Source organism: Serratia sp. BNK-23, from assembly GCF_047456145.1.
Classification (GTDB): domain Bacteria; phylum Pseudomonadota; class Gammaproteobacteria; order Enterobacterales; family Enterobacteriaceae; genus Serratia; species Serratia nematodiphila.
Genome location: NZ_CP179900.1, coordinates 4,109,091 through 4,123,325, shown reverse-complemented (window position 1 = coordinate 4,123,325; position 14,235 = coordinate 4,109,091). Strand labels below are relative to the sequence as shown.

General features: G+C 58.3%; 13 protein-coding genes and 5 tRNA genes. 16 read left to right on the top strand and 2 right to left on the bottom strand.

The features are described 5' to 3' along the window. From ACMGF9_RS19695 to chbG, 3 genes are all read left to right on the top strand, one after another. Positions 1-1,386: a glycoside hydrolase family 1 protein gene (locus tag ACMGF9_RS19695; RefSeq protein ID WP_118892433.1), complete on the top strand. Its 1,386-nt coding sequence runs from the start codon at positions 1-3 to the stop codon at positions 1,384-1,386. A 15-nt stretch (positions 1,387-1,401) separates the two neighbouring features. After that, positions 1,402-2,250, top strand: a complete 849-nt coding sequence (gene chbR / locus ACMGF9_RS19690; protein WP_015376697.1) for a transcriptional regulator ChbR — start codon at positions 1,402-1,404, stop codon at positions 2,248-2,250. Between the two features lie 148 nt (positions 2,251-2,398). Beyond that, entirely contained in the window at positions 2,399-3,160 is a 762-nt protein-coding gene (gene chbG / locus ACMGF9_RS19685) for a chitin disaccharide deacetylase (RefSeq protein WP_021505307.1), read from the top strand. A gap of 9 nt (positions 3,161-3,169) precedes the next feature. On the opposite strand, the gene ACMGF9_RS19680 is transcribed toward chbG, so the two are convergent. Then, positions 3,170-4,549: an MFS transporter gene (locus ACMGF9_RS19680; RefSeq protein WP_015376699.1), complete on the bottom strand. Its 1,380-nt coding sequence runs from the start codon at positions 4,547-4,549 to the stop codon at positions 3,170-3,172. Positions 4,550-4,792: 243 nt separating this feature from the next. Between ACMGF9_RS19680 and pncC the strand changes: the two genes are divergently transcribed. The 3 genes from pncC (at position 4,793) to recX (ending at position 7,030) form a co-directional block, all read left to right on the top strand. Beyond that, positions 4,793-5,281, top strand: coding sequence for a nicotinamide-nucleotide amidase (gene pncC / locus ACMGF9_RS19675; RefSeq protein WP_015376700.1), 489 nt, complete (start codon positions 4,793-4,795; stop codon positions 5,279-5,281). Positions 5,282-5,393: 112 nt separating this feature from the next. After that, positions 5,394-6,458 carry a recombinase RecA gene (gene recA / locus ACMGF9_RS19670; protein WP_004932541.1) on the top strand — a complete coding sequence of 355 codons (1,065 nt, stop codon included), beginning with the start codon at positions 5,394-5,396 and terminating at the stop codon, positions 6,456-6,458. Positions 6,459-6,517: 59 nt separating this feature from the next. After that, complete coding sequence (gene recX / locus ACMGF9_RS19665; RefSeq protein ID WP_076740952.1) at positions 6,518-7,030, top strand: recombination regulator RecX; 513 nt, start codon at positions 6,518-6,520, stop codon at positions 7,028-7,030. Positions 7,031-7,070: 40 nt separating this feature from the next. Here recX and ACMGF9_RS19660 read toward each other — a convergent pair whose 3' ends face one another. After that, positions 7,071-7,214, bottom strand: coding sequence for a hypothetical protein (locus ACMGF9_RS19660; RefSeq protein ID WP_162180460.1), 144 nt, complete (start codon positions 7,212-7,214; stop codon positions 7,071-7,073). Here ACMGF9_RS19660 and alaS point away from each other — a divergent pair. The 10 genes from alaS to gshA all read left to right on the top strand — a co-directional run bounded on the left by alaS (position 7,164) and on the right by gshA (position 14,083). Beyond that, the gene (gene alaS, locus ACMGF9_RS19655; protein WP_004932534.1) at positions 7,164-9,791 is read left to right on the top strand and encodes an alanine--tRNA ligase; all 2,628 of its coding nucleotides are present in this window, start codon (positions 7,164-7,166) and stop codon (positions 9,789-9,791) included. The two genes, ACMGF9_RS19660 and alaS, sit on opposite strands and share 51 nt — an antisense overlap. A 252-nt stretch (positions 9,792-10,043) precedes the next feature. Next, positions 10,044-10,229, top strand: a complete 186-nt coding sequence (gene csrA / locus ACMGF9_RS19650) for a carbon storage regulator CsrA (protein WP_004091602.1) — start codon at positions 10,044-10,046, stop codon at positions 10,227-10,229. Between the two features lie 310 nt (positions 10,230-10,539). Beyond that, positions 10,540-10,632: transfer RNA gene (locus ACMGF9_RS19645), tRNA-Ser, on the top strand. 3 nt (positions 10,633-10,635) lie between these two features. Continuing rightward, a tRNA-Arg gene (locus ACMGF9_RS19640) sits at positions 10,636-10,712 on the top strand. A gap of 61 nt (positions 10,713-10,773) precedes the next feature. Further along, positions 10,774-10,850: transfer RNA gene (locus ACMGF9_RS19635), tRNA-Arg, on the top strand. A gap of 52 nt (positions 10,851-10,902) precedes the next feature. After that, positions 10,903-10,979 (top strand) — tRNA-Arg (locus ACMGF9_RS19630). A 75-nt stretch (positions 10,980-11,054) separates the two neighbouring features. After that, a tRNA-Arg gene (locus ACMGF9_RS19625) sits at positions 11,055-11,131 on the top strand. 315 nt (positions 11,132-11,446) lie between these two features. Further along, the gene (yqaB, locus tag ACMGF9_RS19620) at positions 11,447-12,013 is read left to right on the top strand and encodes a fructose-1-phosphate/6-phosphogluconate phosphatase (RefSeq protein WP_004932523.1); all 567 of its coding nucleotides are present in this window, start codon (positions 11,447-11,449) and stop codon (positions 12,011-12,013) included. After that, the gene (locus ACMGF9_RS19615) at positions 12,010-12,438 is read left to right on the top strand and encodes a YqaA family protein (RefSeq protein WP_004932520.1); all 429 of its coding nucleotides are present in this window, start codon (positions 12,010-12,012) and stop codon (positions 12,436-12,438) included. Before yqaB ends, ACMGF9_RS19615 begins: the two co-directional genes overlap by 4 nt. Positions 12,439-12,520: 82 nt before the next feature. Next, positions 12,521-14,083, top strand: coding sequence for a glutamate--cysteine ligase (gene gshA, locus ACMGF9_RS19610; RefSeq protein ID WP_015376703.1), 1,563 nt, complete (start codon positions 12,521-12,523; stop codon positions 14,081-14,083). Positions 14,084-14,235: the final 152 nt, after the last annotated feature.

Genomic DNA, 14,235 nt, shown 5'->3' with positions numbered 1-14,235 from the left:
ATGGAATATCAATTTGCCGACGGGTTCTGGTGGGGCAGCGCCACCTCCGCGCCACAGTCTGAAGGGGCGGCCGCGCGGGACGGCAAGAGCCGCAACATCTTCGACTATTGGTACGAGATCGCGCCCGAGCGCTTTCACGAGCGGGTGGGCCCGACCGAAGCCTCGACCTTTTACGACCATTTCCGCACCGATATCGGGCTGCTCAAAACGCTGGGCCACAATACCTTTAGAACGTCGATCTCGTGGTCGCGGCTGATCCCGGACGGCGACGGTGAAGTGAACCCGCAGGCGGTGGTGTTCTATAACGCGATGATCGACGAGCTGCTGGCGCAGGGCATCACCCCGTTTATCAATCTCTATCACTTCGATATGCCGCTGTGCATGCAACAGCGCGGCGGTTGGGAAAGCCGGGCAGTGGTCGAAGCCTATGCGCGTTACGCCGATACCTGTTTCGGCCTGTTTGGCGATCGGGTCACCCACTGGTTCACCTTCAACGAGCCGATCGTGCCGGTGGAAGCCGGTTACCTGAATGACCTGCACTACCCTTGCGTGGTGGACTTCAAACGGGCGGTCACCGTGGCGTATCACAGCGTACTGGCGCACGCCATGGCGGTGCAGCGTTTCAGAGCGCGGGGGCTGCCGGGGAGCATCGGCATCATTCTAAATCTGAGCCCGACCTATCCGCGCTCCGACGCGCCGGAGGATCGGCAGGCGGCACACGACGCCGATCTGCTGCTCAATCGCAGTTTCCTCGATCCGGTCACCAAAGGGCGTTACCCGGCCGCATTGTTGCACCTGCTGGAGCGGCATGGGCTGATGCCCTACTGCGAACCGCAGGACGCGCAGCTGATCGAAGGCGGCGTGGTGGATATCCTTGGCGTCAACTATTACCAGCCGCGCAGGGTGCAGGCGAAAGAGGGACGGCGCACCGAGGGGCCGATCGCATCGCCGGAGGATTTGTTCAGTTACTATGCAATGCCGGGCCGCAAAATCAATCCGCACCGCGGCTGGGAGATCTATGAGAAGGGGCTGTACGACATCCTGATGGATCTGAAAGAGAACTACGGCAATCTGCCCTGTTATATTTCGGAAAACGGCATGGGCGTCGAGGGCGAAGAAGCGTTTATCGGCGCCGATGGGCGGGTGGAGGACGATTACCGCATCGACTTTATTCGCGAGCACCTGAAGTGGCTGCACCGCGCGCTGGCGGAAGGCTCGCAGTGCAAGGGCTATCATCTGTGGACCTTTATCGATTGCTGGTCCTGGCTGAATGCCTACAAGAATCGTTATGGGCTGGTGCGGCTGGATCGGGCGGATCAGCGGCGCACCATCAAAAAAAGCGGTTACTGGTTTGCCGAGGCGGCCAGACGCAACGGATTTGACTAACGGGAGGCCGGCGCCGTGTCCGATAACCGAATTTCGCTGAGTGCCAACGACGTGAAGCTGATTCGCGAGCAGGATTTCTTTAACTGCAAAGACTTTCACCTGTTCATCTACAACAAGGTGGAAAGCGCCACCGGGCTGCATCAGCACGACTATTACGAGTTCACCATCGTGCTGAGCGGCAAATGCTATCAGGAGATCAACGGCAAGCGGGTGCTGCTGGAGCGCGGGGATTTCGTCTTTATCCCTATCGGTTCCTACCACCAGAGCTTTTACGAGTTCGGCGCGACGAAAATCTTCAACGTGGCGGTCAGCAAAGCGTTCTTTGAAGAACATTACTTGCAACAGCTGCCGCGTTGCTTTGTCGCCTCGCAGGCCTACAGCCTGAGAAGCGAGTTTTTGGCCTATATCGAATCGGTGGTGAGTTCGCCGCAGTTTCGCGAGGATGATTTCGCCGAGTTTCTCGAAACGCTGACCTTCTATGTGATAAGCCGCATTCGTCACCATAAAGAAGAAAACGACGGCGGCGATGATATCCCGCAGTGGCTGAAGAACACCCTGGCCGGCATGCATGACAAGGCGATGTTCGGCGAAAAGGCGTTGGCGAACATGGTGGCGCTGTCGGGGAAAACCCAGGAGTACCTGACCCGGGCGATGCGGCGCTACTACCAGAAGACGCCGATGCAGGTGATCAATGAGATCCGCATCAACTTCGCCAAGACGCAGCTGGAGGTCACCAACTATTCGGTCTCTGACATCGCCTTCGATTCCGGCTATGGCGACGTCAGCTTGTTCATTAAAAACTTCAAGCGGCTCACCGACGTGACCCCAGGCAACTACCGAAAAAAGTGTTACGGCCCTCTTTAGGGCCGCTCCCGATCAGTATCAACGCCGATATGCCGATGAGCTTCAGGGCGCCGGTCGGTTAATCATTTGATTTTTACCTTAACAAGGGGGAATGCCGCGCCGAGCGGTCGGCCTTCCCTTGCCAAAAATCCATCCCGCGGGAGCCTCTATGGAAAAACTACTGATCGTGAATGCCGATGATTTCGGCCTGAGCAAAGGGCAGAACTATGGCGTCATCGAGGCGTATCAGCATGGCGTCGTTTCCTCCACCACGGCGATGGTGAACGGCGGCGGCGCGCAGCACGCGGCGGCGCTCAGCCGGCAATATCCGGGGTTGCCGATTGGGCTGCATTTCGTTTTGACCCATGGCAAGCCGCTGGGCGCCATGCCTTCGCTGGTCAACGAACATGGCGAACTGGGCAAATGGCTGTGGCGCCGCGCCGAGGCCGGCGAGCTGCAGCTGGACGAAATTCACGAGGAGCTGCAGCGCCAGTTCACGCGCTTCGTGACGCTGTTCGGCCGGCCGCCGACGCATATCGACAGCCACCACCATGTGCATATGCAGCCGCAAATTTATCCGCTGGTGGAGGCGTTCGCGCAAGCGCAGGGTCTGCCGCTGCGTCTCGATCGCGAAGAGGCGAAACGGCGTGGCATCACGCTGCATGCCCCCTATAGCACTGACGCTTTTGACGCGGGATTCTACGGTGAGACGATTTCCGAAACGTTGTTCCTGCAAAGGTTGGCGCGCGCCGACGAGCAGGGCGCAGAATCATTGGAAATGATGTGCCACCCGGCGTTCCTCGACGCGACGATCCTGCAGAGCCAATACTGCCATCCGCGCCTCGTCGAGCTGGATGTGTTGACCGCGCCGACGCTGAAAGCGGCGATCGCCGAACGCGGTTTTCTGTTGGGCTCCTTCCAGGATCTGTAACGCCGCCGTTTACAGCATGGCGTGCGCCTTTTTCAGGCCGGTGTCTTCTTCCGGATCGGCGCCCTGAGGCAAGGGCTCCGCCTCTTGTGCTTCGGGCTGCGGCTCGTCGACCTCGGGCGCCGCTTCCGGCGGCGGCATGGTGTCGTGAATGATCTGTTCATCGAAGGTCGGATTGAGCGCCGGCGACAGCGGCGAGCTGGTGAGGCTGTCCGGCAGCGGAATGTGCGGCACCGGCGCGTCCTGCGCCAACTGCGGTTCCTCCGCTTTCGCCGTGCGGCTGAGGGCCGCCAGCAGCACGCCGCACAGGGCGAAAAAGGCGTACAGGATATTGCCGCCCAGCGGCTCGATCAGCGCGCCGACCGCCAATGGCCCGATGCTGGCGCCGACGCCGAACGCCATCAGCAGACAGGCGGCCAGCGAGACGCGGCGTTCCGGCTCGATCAGATCGTTGGCCAGCGCCACCGCCAACGGGTAGAGCGTAAATTGCAACATGCTGACGACGAACCCGACCGCCAGCAGCAGCGGGAAATCGATGTGCGGCAGCAGCGCCAGCGGCAGCGCCGCCACGATCAGAAAAATGGCGTTGAGGCGCATCAGCAACGGGCGATTATAGCGATCCGACAGCCAACTGAGCGGGAACTGCGCCACCAGCCCGGCGAAGATGGCCAGCGCCATGAACAGGCCGGTTTGCTGAGTGGTTAAGGATTGCAGACTGGCGTAGACCGGCGCCAGGCCGTAAAACGAGCCCACCACCATGCCGATCACCAGCGTGGTAGCCAGCACCTTGGGAATGGCGCCGACAAAGTAACGCAGCTCCATCGGGGCCGGCGACATGTGGCGCGCATTGGTGCGGGTGGTGAGAGCGATGGGCACCAGACAAAGCGCGAAGCACAGCGCGATCACCAGCAGCGTGCTGATGCCCAGGTTGCTTTGCAGCATCAGCACTATCTGACCCAGCGACATGCCGAGATAGGTCGCCGCCATATAGAAGCCGAACACCATGCCGCGCTGGTTGGATTCCGCCTGGTCGTTCAGCCAGCTTTCCAGCACCATATACTGGCACATCATGCACAGCCCGATCACCAGACGCAGCGCGACCCAGGCGGGAATGAACGCCGTCAGACCGTGCCCCAGCACCGCAGCGGTGATGATGCCGGCGCAGGCCACGTAGGCGCGGATATGCCCGACGCGGGCGATGAGAAAGTGGCCGACCTTGCCGCCGATCACCAACCCGATGTAGTTGGCGGCGATGATGGCGCCGATCAGCGCGCTGCTGACGTGGATGGAGGCCAGCCGCAGCGAGACATAGGTGGTGAGCAGGCCTGAGCCCAACAGCAGCAACAGGGTGGTGGTGTACAACGGCAAGAATACGCCCAACGTTTTTTTCACGCTATCATCCTAATCTCTTCTGGTGCGCCCTGAGGCCGCCGCCGCAGCGCGCCGCCTCCGTGATGTTCCTTGTGCTGGTGCGCCGCCGCTCAATGGGGCGCTTCTTTTGATACTAGCAGCTTGGCCGGGCGCTTAAAACCGCACCTCCTGCGAGGCGCTGCGCATTTCTGCGCGCCGGCCGCCGCGTCGCCTTGATAAATGCTACTATCGGGCGCATATACCTGAATTCGCGAGGGAGGGGTTATGAGTGAAAACCAACTGCGCCGGCTCAGCGTGCTGGCGGGGGAAAAACTGAAGGCGCAGGGCCGCTGGATCACCTGCGCGGAATCCTGCACCGGCGGCGGCATCGCCAAGGCCATCACCGATATCGCCGGCAGCTCCGCCTATTTCGATCGCGGTTTCGTCACCTACAGCAATGCGGCGAAACATGATCTGCTGGGGGTGAGCGAAGCGACGTTGATGGCGCACGGCGCGGTCAGCGAAGAGGTGGTGCGCGAGATGGCGATAGGGGCGCTGCGGGCGGCGCAGGCCGATCTGGCGCTGTCGGTGAGCGGCATCGCCGGCCCGGACGGCGGCAGCGTGGAAAAGCCGGTCGGCACCGTGTGGTTCGGCTTTGCCAGCAGCGATGGCCGGGGGCTTTCGCGCAAGATGCAATTCGAGGGCGACCGCGATGCGGTGCGGCTGCAGGCGACGATTTTCGCGCTGCAAACCGCCATCGACGAATTTTTGTAAATTAGGCTTGATACTGTATGACTATACAGTATAATTAGTGACATTTCCTGCACAACATACATTCAGTGGCAGTGTGGGGGTAACACCGGCATTGCGAAACGAAGGAGCAAAAATGGCTATTGATGAGAACAAGCAAAAGGCGTTAGCTGCGGCACTGGGCCAGATTGAGAAACAGTTCGGCAAAGGCTCCATCATGCGCCTGGGTGAAGACCGCTCCATGGACGTGGAAACGATCTCCACCGGCTCACTGTCACTCGATATCGCCCTGGGCGCCGGCGGCCTGCCGATGGGCCGCATCGTAGAAATCTACGGCCCGGAATCGTCCGGTAAAACCACTTTGACGCTGCAGGTGATCGCCGCTGCGCAGCGCGAAGGCAAAACCTGTGCGTTCATCGACGCCGAACACGCGCTGGATCCTATCTATGCGAAAAAGCTGGGCGTCGATATCGACAACCTGCTGTGCTCCCAGCCGGATACCGGCGAGCAGGCGCTGGAAATCTGTGATGCGCTGACCCGCTCCGGCGCGGTTGATGTCATCATCGTCGACTCCGTGGCGGCGCTGACGCCGAAGGCGGAAATCGAAGGTGAAATCGGCGATTCGCACATGGGCCTGGCGGCGCGCATGATGAGCCAGGCGATGCGTAAACTGGCCGGCAACCTGAAAAACGCCAATACCCTGCTGATCTTCATCAACCAGATCCGTATGAAAATTGGTGTGATGTTCGGCAACCCGGAAACCACGACCGGCGGTAACGCCCTGAAGTTCTATGCTTCGGTGCGTCTGGATATCCGCCGCATCGGCGCCATCAAAGAAGGCGACGAAGTGGTGGGCAGCGAAACCCGCGTGAAAGTGGTGAAGAACAAAATCGCTGCGCCGTTCAAACAGGCTGAGTTCCAAATCATGTACGGCGAAGGCATCAACAGCCGCGGCGAACTGGTCGATCTGGGCGTGAAGCACAAGATGATCGAAAAAGCCGGCGCCTGGTACAGCTATAACGGCGAGAAGATTGGTCAGGGCAAGGCGAACGCCTGTAACTTCCTGAAAGAAAACCCGGCTATCGCCGCCGAGCTGGACAAGAAGCTGCGCGACCTGCTGCTGCACAGCGGCGGTGAGCTGGTGGCTGCTTCCGGTGACGACTTCGAAGACGACGAAGCGGAAACCAGCGAGCAGTTCTAATCGCTGAGATGTGCGCCGCCGTATATGTGGCGCATATCCTCTGAATTCAGGCTTGAATGATGAATGACTTGCTAAGCCGCGCCATGCGCCTGCTGTCGCAACGCGATCATAGTGAAGCTGAACTGCGCCGCAAACTTGCGGCGCAGCCGTTTGTGGCGAAAGCCCGGTTTGGCGGTAAGGGGCCACAAGCACCGGCATCACCGCCGGTGGCCGAAGAGCCGGTGGATCCTGCGCTGATCGATCAGGTTATCGCCTACTGTTACCAGCACAACTGGCTGGATGATAAGCGTTTCGCACACAGCTACATCGGCAGCCGCAGCCGCAAGGGTTATGGCGCGCAGCGCATCCGCAGCGAACTGATGCAAAAGGGCGTGGATAAAGCGCTGGTGCAGGACGCGTTGGCGGAATGCGATATCGACTGGTGCGAACAGGCGAAACAGGTGGCGCAGCGAAAATTTGGCGATGCGTTGCCAACCGACTGGAAAGAGAAAGCCAAAGTGCAGCGTTATCTGCTCTATCGCGGTTTCTTCCAGGAAGAAATTCAGTCAATTTACCGTGATTTTGCGCAATGAGCGCACACGGGGTTTTACTTCCCTCTGAAGAAAATTTATCTTATCCCCACTTTTTGTTCGTGAGCTGGTTGTCATCGTCGGGATGACGCGCCACCGGCTCACGTGTCGTTATTCTAGCCTTTCCAGGAAAATTATGAGCAAGAGCACCGCTGAGATCCGTCAAGCGTTTCTCGATTTCTTTCATAGTAAGGGTCATCAGGTTGTAGCAAGCAGCTCCCTGGTGCCTAACAATGATCCGACATTGCTGTTTACCAATGCCGGCATGAACCAATTTAAGGATGTTTTCCTGGGGCTCGACAAACGCGCCTATTCCCGCGCCACCACCTCGCAGCGCTGCGTGCGCGCAGGCGGCAAGCATAACGACCTGGAAAACGTCGGTTATACCGCTCGTCACCACACCTTCTTTGAAATGCTGGGTAACTTCAGCTTCGGCGATTACTTCAAGCACGACGCGATCAGCTACGCGTGGGAACTGCTGACCGGTGAAAACTGGTTCAACCTGCCGAAAGAGAGACTGTGGGTCACCGTGTATGAAACCGATGACGAAGCATTCGACATCTGGCAGAAGCAAATCGGCGTACCGGCCGAGCGCATTATCCGCATCGGCGATAACAAGGGCGCGCCTTTCGCTTCAGATAACTTCTGGCAGATGGGTGATACCGGCCCATGCGGCCCGTGCACCGAGATTTTCTACGATCACGGCGATCACATCTGGGGCGGCCCTCCGGGCAGCCCGGAAGAAGACGGCGACCGCTACATCGAGATCTGGAACATCGTTTTCATGCAGTTCAACCGTCAGTCCGACGGCACCATGCTGCCGCTGCCGAAACCTTCGGTGGATACCGGCATGGGTCTGGAGCGCATCGCGGCGGTGTTGCAGCATGTGAACTCCAACTATGAGATCGACCTGTTCCGTACCCTGATCGCCGCCGTAGCGAAAGTGACCGGCGCGACCGATCTGGATAACAAATCCCTGCGCGTTATCGCCGACCACATTCGTTCCTGCGCCTTCCTGGTGTCTGACGGCGTGATCCCGTCTAACGAAAACCGCGGCTACGTGCTGCGTCGTATCATTCGCCGCGCGATCCGTCATGGCAACATGCTGGGCGCGAAAGATACCTTCTTCTACAAGCTGGTAGCGCCACTGATCGAAGTGATGGGCCCGGCGGCCGACGAGCTGAAACGCCAGCAATCGCTGGTGGAACAGGTGCTGAAAACCGAAGAGGAGCAGTTTGCCCGCACGCTGGAGCGTGGTCTGGCGTTGTTGGACGAAGAACTGGCCAAGCTGCAGGGTGATACTCTGGACGGCGAAACCGCTTTCCGTCTGTACGATACCTACGGTTTCCCGGTCGATCTGACCGCTGACGTCTGCCGCGAGCGCGGTCTGAAAGTCGACGAAGCGGGCTTTGAAGAAGCGATGGAAGCGCAGCGCCGCCGCGCGCGCGAATCCAGCGGCTTCGGCGCCGACTACAACAGCCTGATCCGCGTGGATGGCAGCAGCCAGTTCAGCGGCTACGATCACGACGAGCAGCAGGCGACGGTGATCGCGTTGTTCCGTGACGGCCAGCCGGTCGAGCAGATCAACGCCGGCGAAGAGGCGGTGGTGGTGCTGGACGAGACGCCGTTCTACGGTGAATCCGGCGGCCAGGTCGGCGATAAAGGCGTGCTGAAAGCCGCCGGCGCCGAGTTTGTGGTCAATGACACCCAGAAATACGGTCAGGCTATCGGCCACCAAGGCAAACTGGCGCAGGGCTCGCTGAAGCTGAACGATCGCGTGGATGCGCAGATCGACGCCGAGCGCCGCAACAGCATTCGCCTGAACCACTCCGCGACTCACCTGCTGCACGCTGCGCTGCGCCAAACGCTGGGCGATCACGTTGCGCAGAAAGGCTCGCTGGTTAACGACAAATACCTGCGTTTCGACTTCTCGCACTTCGAAGCGATGAAGCCGGAACAAATCCGCGCGGTGGAAGATCTGGTGAACCAGCAGGTGCGTCGTAACCTGCCGGTGCAGACCGAGCTGATGGCGTTGGAAGACGCCAAAGAGAAGGGCGCAATGGCGCTGTTCGGTGAGAAGTACGACGACAACGTGCGCGTGCTGACCATGGGCGACTTCTCCACCGAGCTGTGCGGCGGTACCCACGCCAGCCGCACCGGCGATATCGGCCTGTTCCGCATTTTGAGCGAGTCGGGCACCGCGGCGGGCATCCGCCGTATTGAAGCGGTGACCGGCGCAGGCGCTATCGCCACGCTGCACCAGCAAAGCGATTTGTTGCAAGACGTTGCGCAGTTGGTGAAGGGCGACAGCAACAACCTGACCGATAAAGTGCGCTCGGTGCTCGATCGCACCCGCGCGCTGGAAAAAGAACTGCAGCAACTGAAAGATCAGCAGGCGGCGCAGGAAAGCGCGTCGCTGTCCAGCCAGGCGAAACTGGTTAACGGCGTGAAGCTGTTGGTCAGCCAGTTGGACAATGTCGAAGCCAAAATGCTGCGCACCATGGTGGATGACCTGAAAAATCAATTGGGTTCGGCCATTATCGTGTTGGCGACGACGGCTGATGACAAAGTCAGCCTGGTCGCGGGCGTGACCAAGGATCTGACTGACCGCGTGAAAGCCGGCGAGTTGATCGGCAACGTGGCGCAGCAGGTCGGCGGCAAGGGCGGTGGTCGCCCGGATATGGCGATGGCGGGGGGGACGGATATCAACGCTCTGCCAGCGGCGTTAAACAGCGTAGAAGCCTGGGTGGCCTCAAAGCTGTGAACATAAATAAATAGCACGGACAAACGCCATAATACTTTGTTGATTATGGCGTTTTCATACTGTGCTAACACAATTTAGTTACAATTGCGGGAACAAAGTTTTTCTGGTCGGCTAAACTTACCATTATCTGAGGTGGGACCAAGTCTGCTTACACTTATTGTGGATTGTGCGGCTTACGTTTTCACCACATATGATGGATAATGACGGGGAAACTGAGAGACCCGACTCTTTTAATCTTTCAAGGAGCAAAGAATGTTAATTCTGACTCGTCGAGTTGGTGAAACCCTCATGATTGGCGATGAGGTTACGGTCACTGTGCTAGGGGTAAAAGGCAACCAGGTGCGTATTGGTGTGAACGCCCCCAAAGAGGTTTCAGTTCACCGTGAAGAAATCTATCAGCGCATTCAGGCAGAGAAGTCTCAGCAGACGACTTACTGATTCCGAAGCAGCGTCTCGTTGCCAGACGAGACGCTACTGCATCGTTTTACCCACTTCTTTCGTTCTCCCCTCTCTTTTTCGTGATTATTTTCCCGGTGAGTTTCCTGCTTTATTGCTGCAGACGTTGCGGTTGCCTGTTGATTAAACGCCCTTTTTGCCGTGAAATCGCCCATGTTGGGTGCGAATTGTGCAAACGCGCATGAGTTGGGAAAAATTGTTTGACTTAAAAGTCGGAGAAAGTAATATGTGCGCCACGCAGTGCCGATGAGCTTCTCCAAAGCAAGTTAGGCACAATTCGAAAGAAGCGTATGGTGAGGTGGCCGAGAGGCTGAAGGCGCTCCCCTGCTAAGGGAGTATGCGGTCAAAAGCTGCATCCGGGGTTCGAATCCCCGCCTCACCGCCATTTGCATCCGTAGCTCAGCTGGATAGAGTACTCGGCTACGAACCGAGCGGTCGGAGGTTCGAATCCTCCCGGATGCACCATATTTTGCAGTATGGTGGGGTAGTAACAACGTACCATACGGTATCAAAAAAGAATTCCTGTGCATCCGTAGCTCAGCTGGATAGAGTACTCGGCTACGAACCGAGCGGTCGGAGGTTCGAATCCTCCCGGATGCACCATTCTTCAAGTCTGGCTTTATTAGCAAAGCCGGCACGCGGTAAAAATAGTAATGCATCCGTAGCTCAGCTGGATAGAGTACTCGGCTACGAACCGAGCGGTCGGAGGTTCGAATCCTCCCGGATGCACCATCTAAAAGAAGCCCGCCTTAGCGGGTTTTTGCTTTTCTGTTATTCGTGAAACAGACAAGCGGCAAAAACAGTCATGCATCCGTAGCTCAGCTGGATAGAGTACTCGGCTACGAACCGAGCGGTCGGAGGTTCGAATCCTCCCGGATGCACCATGTTTAACCTCCCGTATCGCGAAGAGAAATCGTCATGCGGGTGGTAAAAAGAAAGTGTCCTTGGGGAGGATAACGTTGCTTTAGCAACGGCCCGCAGGGTGAGGCGTTGGCGCCGAATCATCCTCCCGGATACACCATCTAAGAGAAACCCGCCCTGGCGGGTTTTTCGCTTTTCAGCATTTAGCCATTCTCTCTTCCCCCCTTTCCTGCTTTGTACCCGATCGATCACAGCACATTCCGCTATGACGCAGTCAGCGACAACCCAACGGCTTTACGCTAAAGTAGTTTTCTTTCCTCAACGATCATGGAGTAACGATGTACGACCGCTATCAGGGTCTTATTTTCGACATGGACGGCACGATTCTGGACACCGAGCCAACGCACCGCAAAGCGTGGAGTGAAGTGCTGTCACGTTATGGCATGACGTTTGATGAAGCGGCTATGGTGGCGCTGAGCGGTTCACCGACCTGGCGCATCGCTCAGGCGATTATCGCCAGCCACCAGGCCGATCTCGATCCCCATCACTTGGCCGCGGAGAAAACCCGCGCGGTGGAGGCGATGCTGTTGGACAGCGTGCGCCCGTTGCCGCTGATCGAGGTGGTAAAATCCTATCACGGTCGCCGTCCGATGGCGGTCGGTACCGGCAGCGAGCACCGCATGGCGGAAATGCTGCTGCGTCATCTCGGCCTGTTCAACTGCTTCGACGCGATCGTCGGTGCGGACGACGTACAGCGCCATAAACCGGAGCCGGACACCTTCCTGCGTTGCGCCGAACTTATCGGCGTGCCGCCGGAAAAGTGCGTGGTGTTTGAAGACGCCGAGTTCGGCATTCAGGCGGCAAAAAGCGCCGGTATGGACGTGGTAGACGTTCGCACGCTGTGAGTAGTACGCTAGCCGTAATATCGTTATTTGGCAGCAGCTTCCTCAGTGCGACGCTGCTGCCGGGAAATTCAGAAATCGTTCTGGTCGCTTTGCTGACCCAGAGTCGCGTCTCGCCGGAATTGCTGGTGCTGGCCGCGACCCTGGGCAACACGCTGGGCGGCTTGACCAATGTCATTATCGGGCGCCTGTTACCGGCGTTGAAACCACAGCGGGGGCTGGCAACGGCGCTCGGGTGGCTGCAACGCTTCGGCCCGGCTGCGCTGTTGCTCAGCTGGGTGCCGGTGGTGGGCGATTTGTTGTGCGTGTTGGCAGGTTGGCTGCGCATGCCCTGGGGCTCTGTCGCGCTGTTTCTGTGTATCGGAAAAGCGCTGCGTTACATCGTTTTGGCTATGATAACGGTACAGGGCATCGCCTGGTGGCAGTAACCAAGTGAATATAACTCAATATTCTCTCGGGTGCGGATTCAGTATGCTTACGAGTTATTGTTTTTAGAAGCGGGAGGTCAATTTGATCCCGGACGTATCACAGGCGCTTTCTTGGTTGGAAGCCCATCCTCAGGCATTAAAAGGCATTCGTCGCGGCATCGAGCGTGAAACGCTGCGAGTCACGCCGAACGGCACCTTGGCGACTACCGGGCATCCGGAAAAGCTGGGGGCGGCATTGACGCATCACTGGATCACCACGGATTTCGCCGAGGCGCTGTTAGAGTTCATTACGCCGGTTGATGACAATATCGATCACTTGCTGACGTTCCTGCGCGATATTCATCGCTACGTGGCGCGCAACATTGGCGATGAGCGCATGTGGCCGCTCAGCATGCCGTGCTTTATCGAAGCCGAGCAGGATATTGAGCTGGCGCAGTTCGGTTCGTCGAACATCGGCCGCATGAAGACGCTGTACCGCGAAGGGTTGAAGAATCGCTATGGCGCGCTGATGCAGACCATTTCCGGCGTGCACTACAACTTCTCGCTGCCGCTGGAGTTTTGGCAGGCCTGGGCTGGCGTGCAGGACGCAGAAAGTGGTAAAGAGCAGATCTCGGCGGGGTATTTCCGTCTGATCCGCAACTACTACCGTTTCGGTTGGGTGATCCCGTATCTGTTCGGTGCATCGCCGGCCATTTGTTCTTCGTTCCTCAAAGGGCGCGAGACCACTCTGCCGTTCGAACGCACCGAGCAGGGGATGTGCTACCTGCCGTACGCCACCTCGCTGCGTTTGAGCGACCTGGGTTACACCAACAAATCGCAGAGTAATCTGGGCATTACCTTCAACGATCTGCACAGCTATGTGGCCGGTTTGAAGCGGGCGATCGTTACGCCTTCCGAAGAGTTCGCCAAGCTGGGCGTGAAAGAGGGTGATCGCTACCTGCAGTTGAACAGCAACGTGCTGCAAATCGAGAACGAGCTGTATGCGCCGATCCGGCCGAAGCGCGTGACCAAAAGCGGCGAGACGCCGTCAGACGCGCTGCTGCGCGGCGGTATCGAATACATCGAAGTGCGTTCGTTGGATATCAACCCGTTCTCGCCGATCGGCGTGGATGCGGTGCAGGCGCGTTTCCTGGATCTGTTCCTTGTGTGGTGCGCGCTGGCCGATGCGCCGGAGATGAGCAGCGATGAACTGCTGTGCACGCGCAAGAACTGGAACCGGGTGATTCTGGAAGGGCGCAAGCCGGGCCAGACCATCGGCATCGGCTGTGGCGCCAGCCATGAACCGCTGGAAAAAGTGGGCAAGGCGCTGTTCGCCGATCTGCGTCGGGTAGCAGAAGTGTTGGACGGCGAAGCCGGCAACCGTCAATACCAGCAGGTGTGCGATGAGCTGGTCGCCGCGTTTGACGATCCTGAGCTGACTTTCTCCGCGCGCATTCTGAAGGCGATGAAGGCGGAAGGCACCGGACGCGTCGGTCTGCAGCTGGCGGAGCAGTATCGCCAGACATTGCTGGAAGAACCGTTGGAAATCCTGAACGAAGCCGAGCTGGATAAAGAGCGGGAAGCCTCTTGGCAGCGTCAACGCGACATAGAAGCCAATGATACGCTAAGCTTTGAAGCGTTCCTGAAGCAAAACGGCGGAAGCTGAAAAAGAAAAAGGCCACATCAATGTGGCCAAATATGCATCTCTGATGACAGGGATGATGATAACAAATGCGCGTCTTTCACATACTCAGACTCGCAGGGTTGGAAAAGGTTTCCCGGTTAGGAAAAAAAGTTTCGAAATAAATGCTCTTTTAC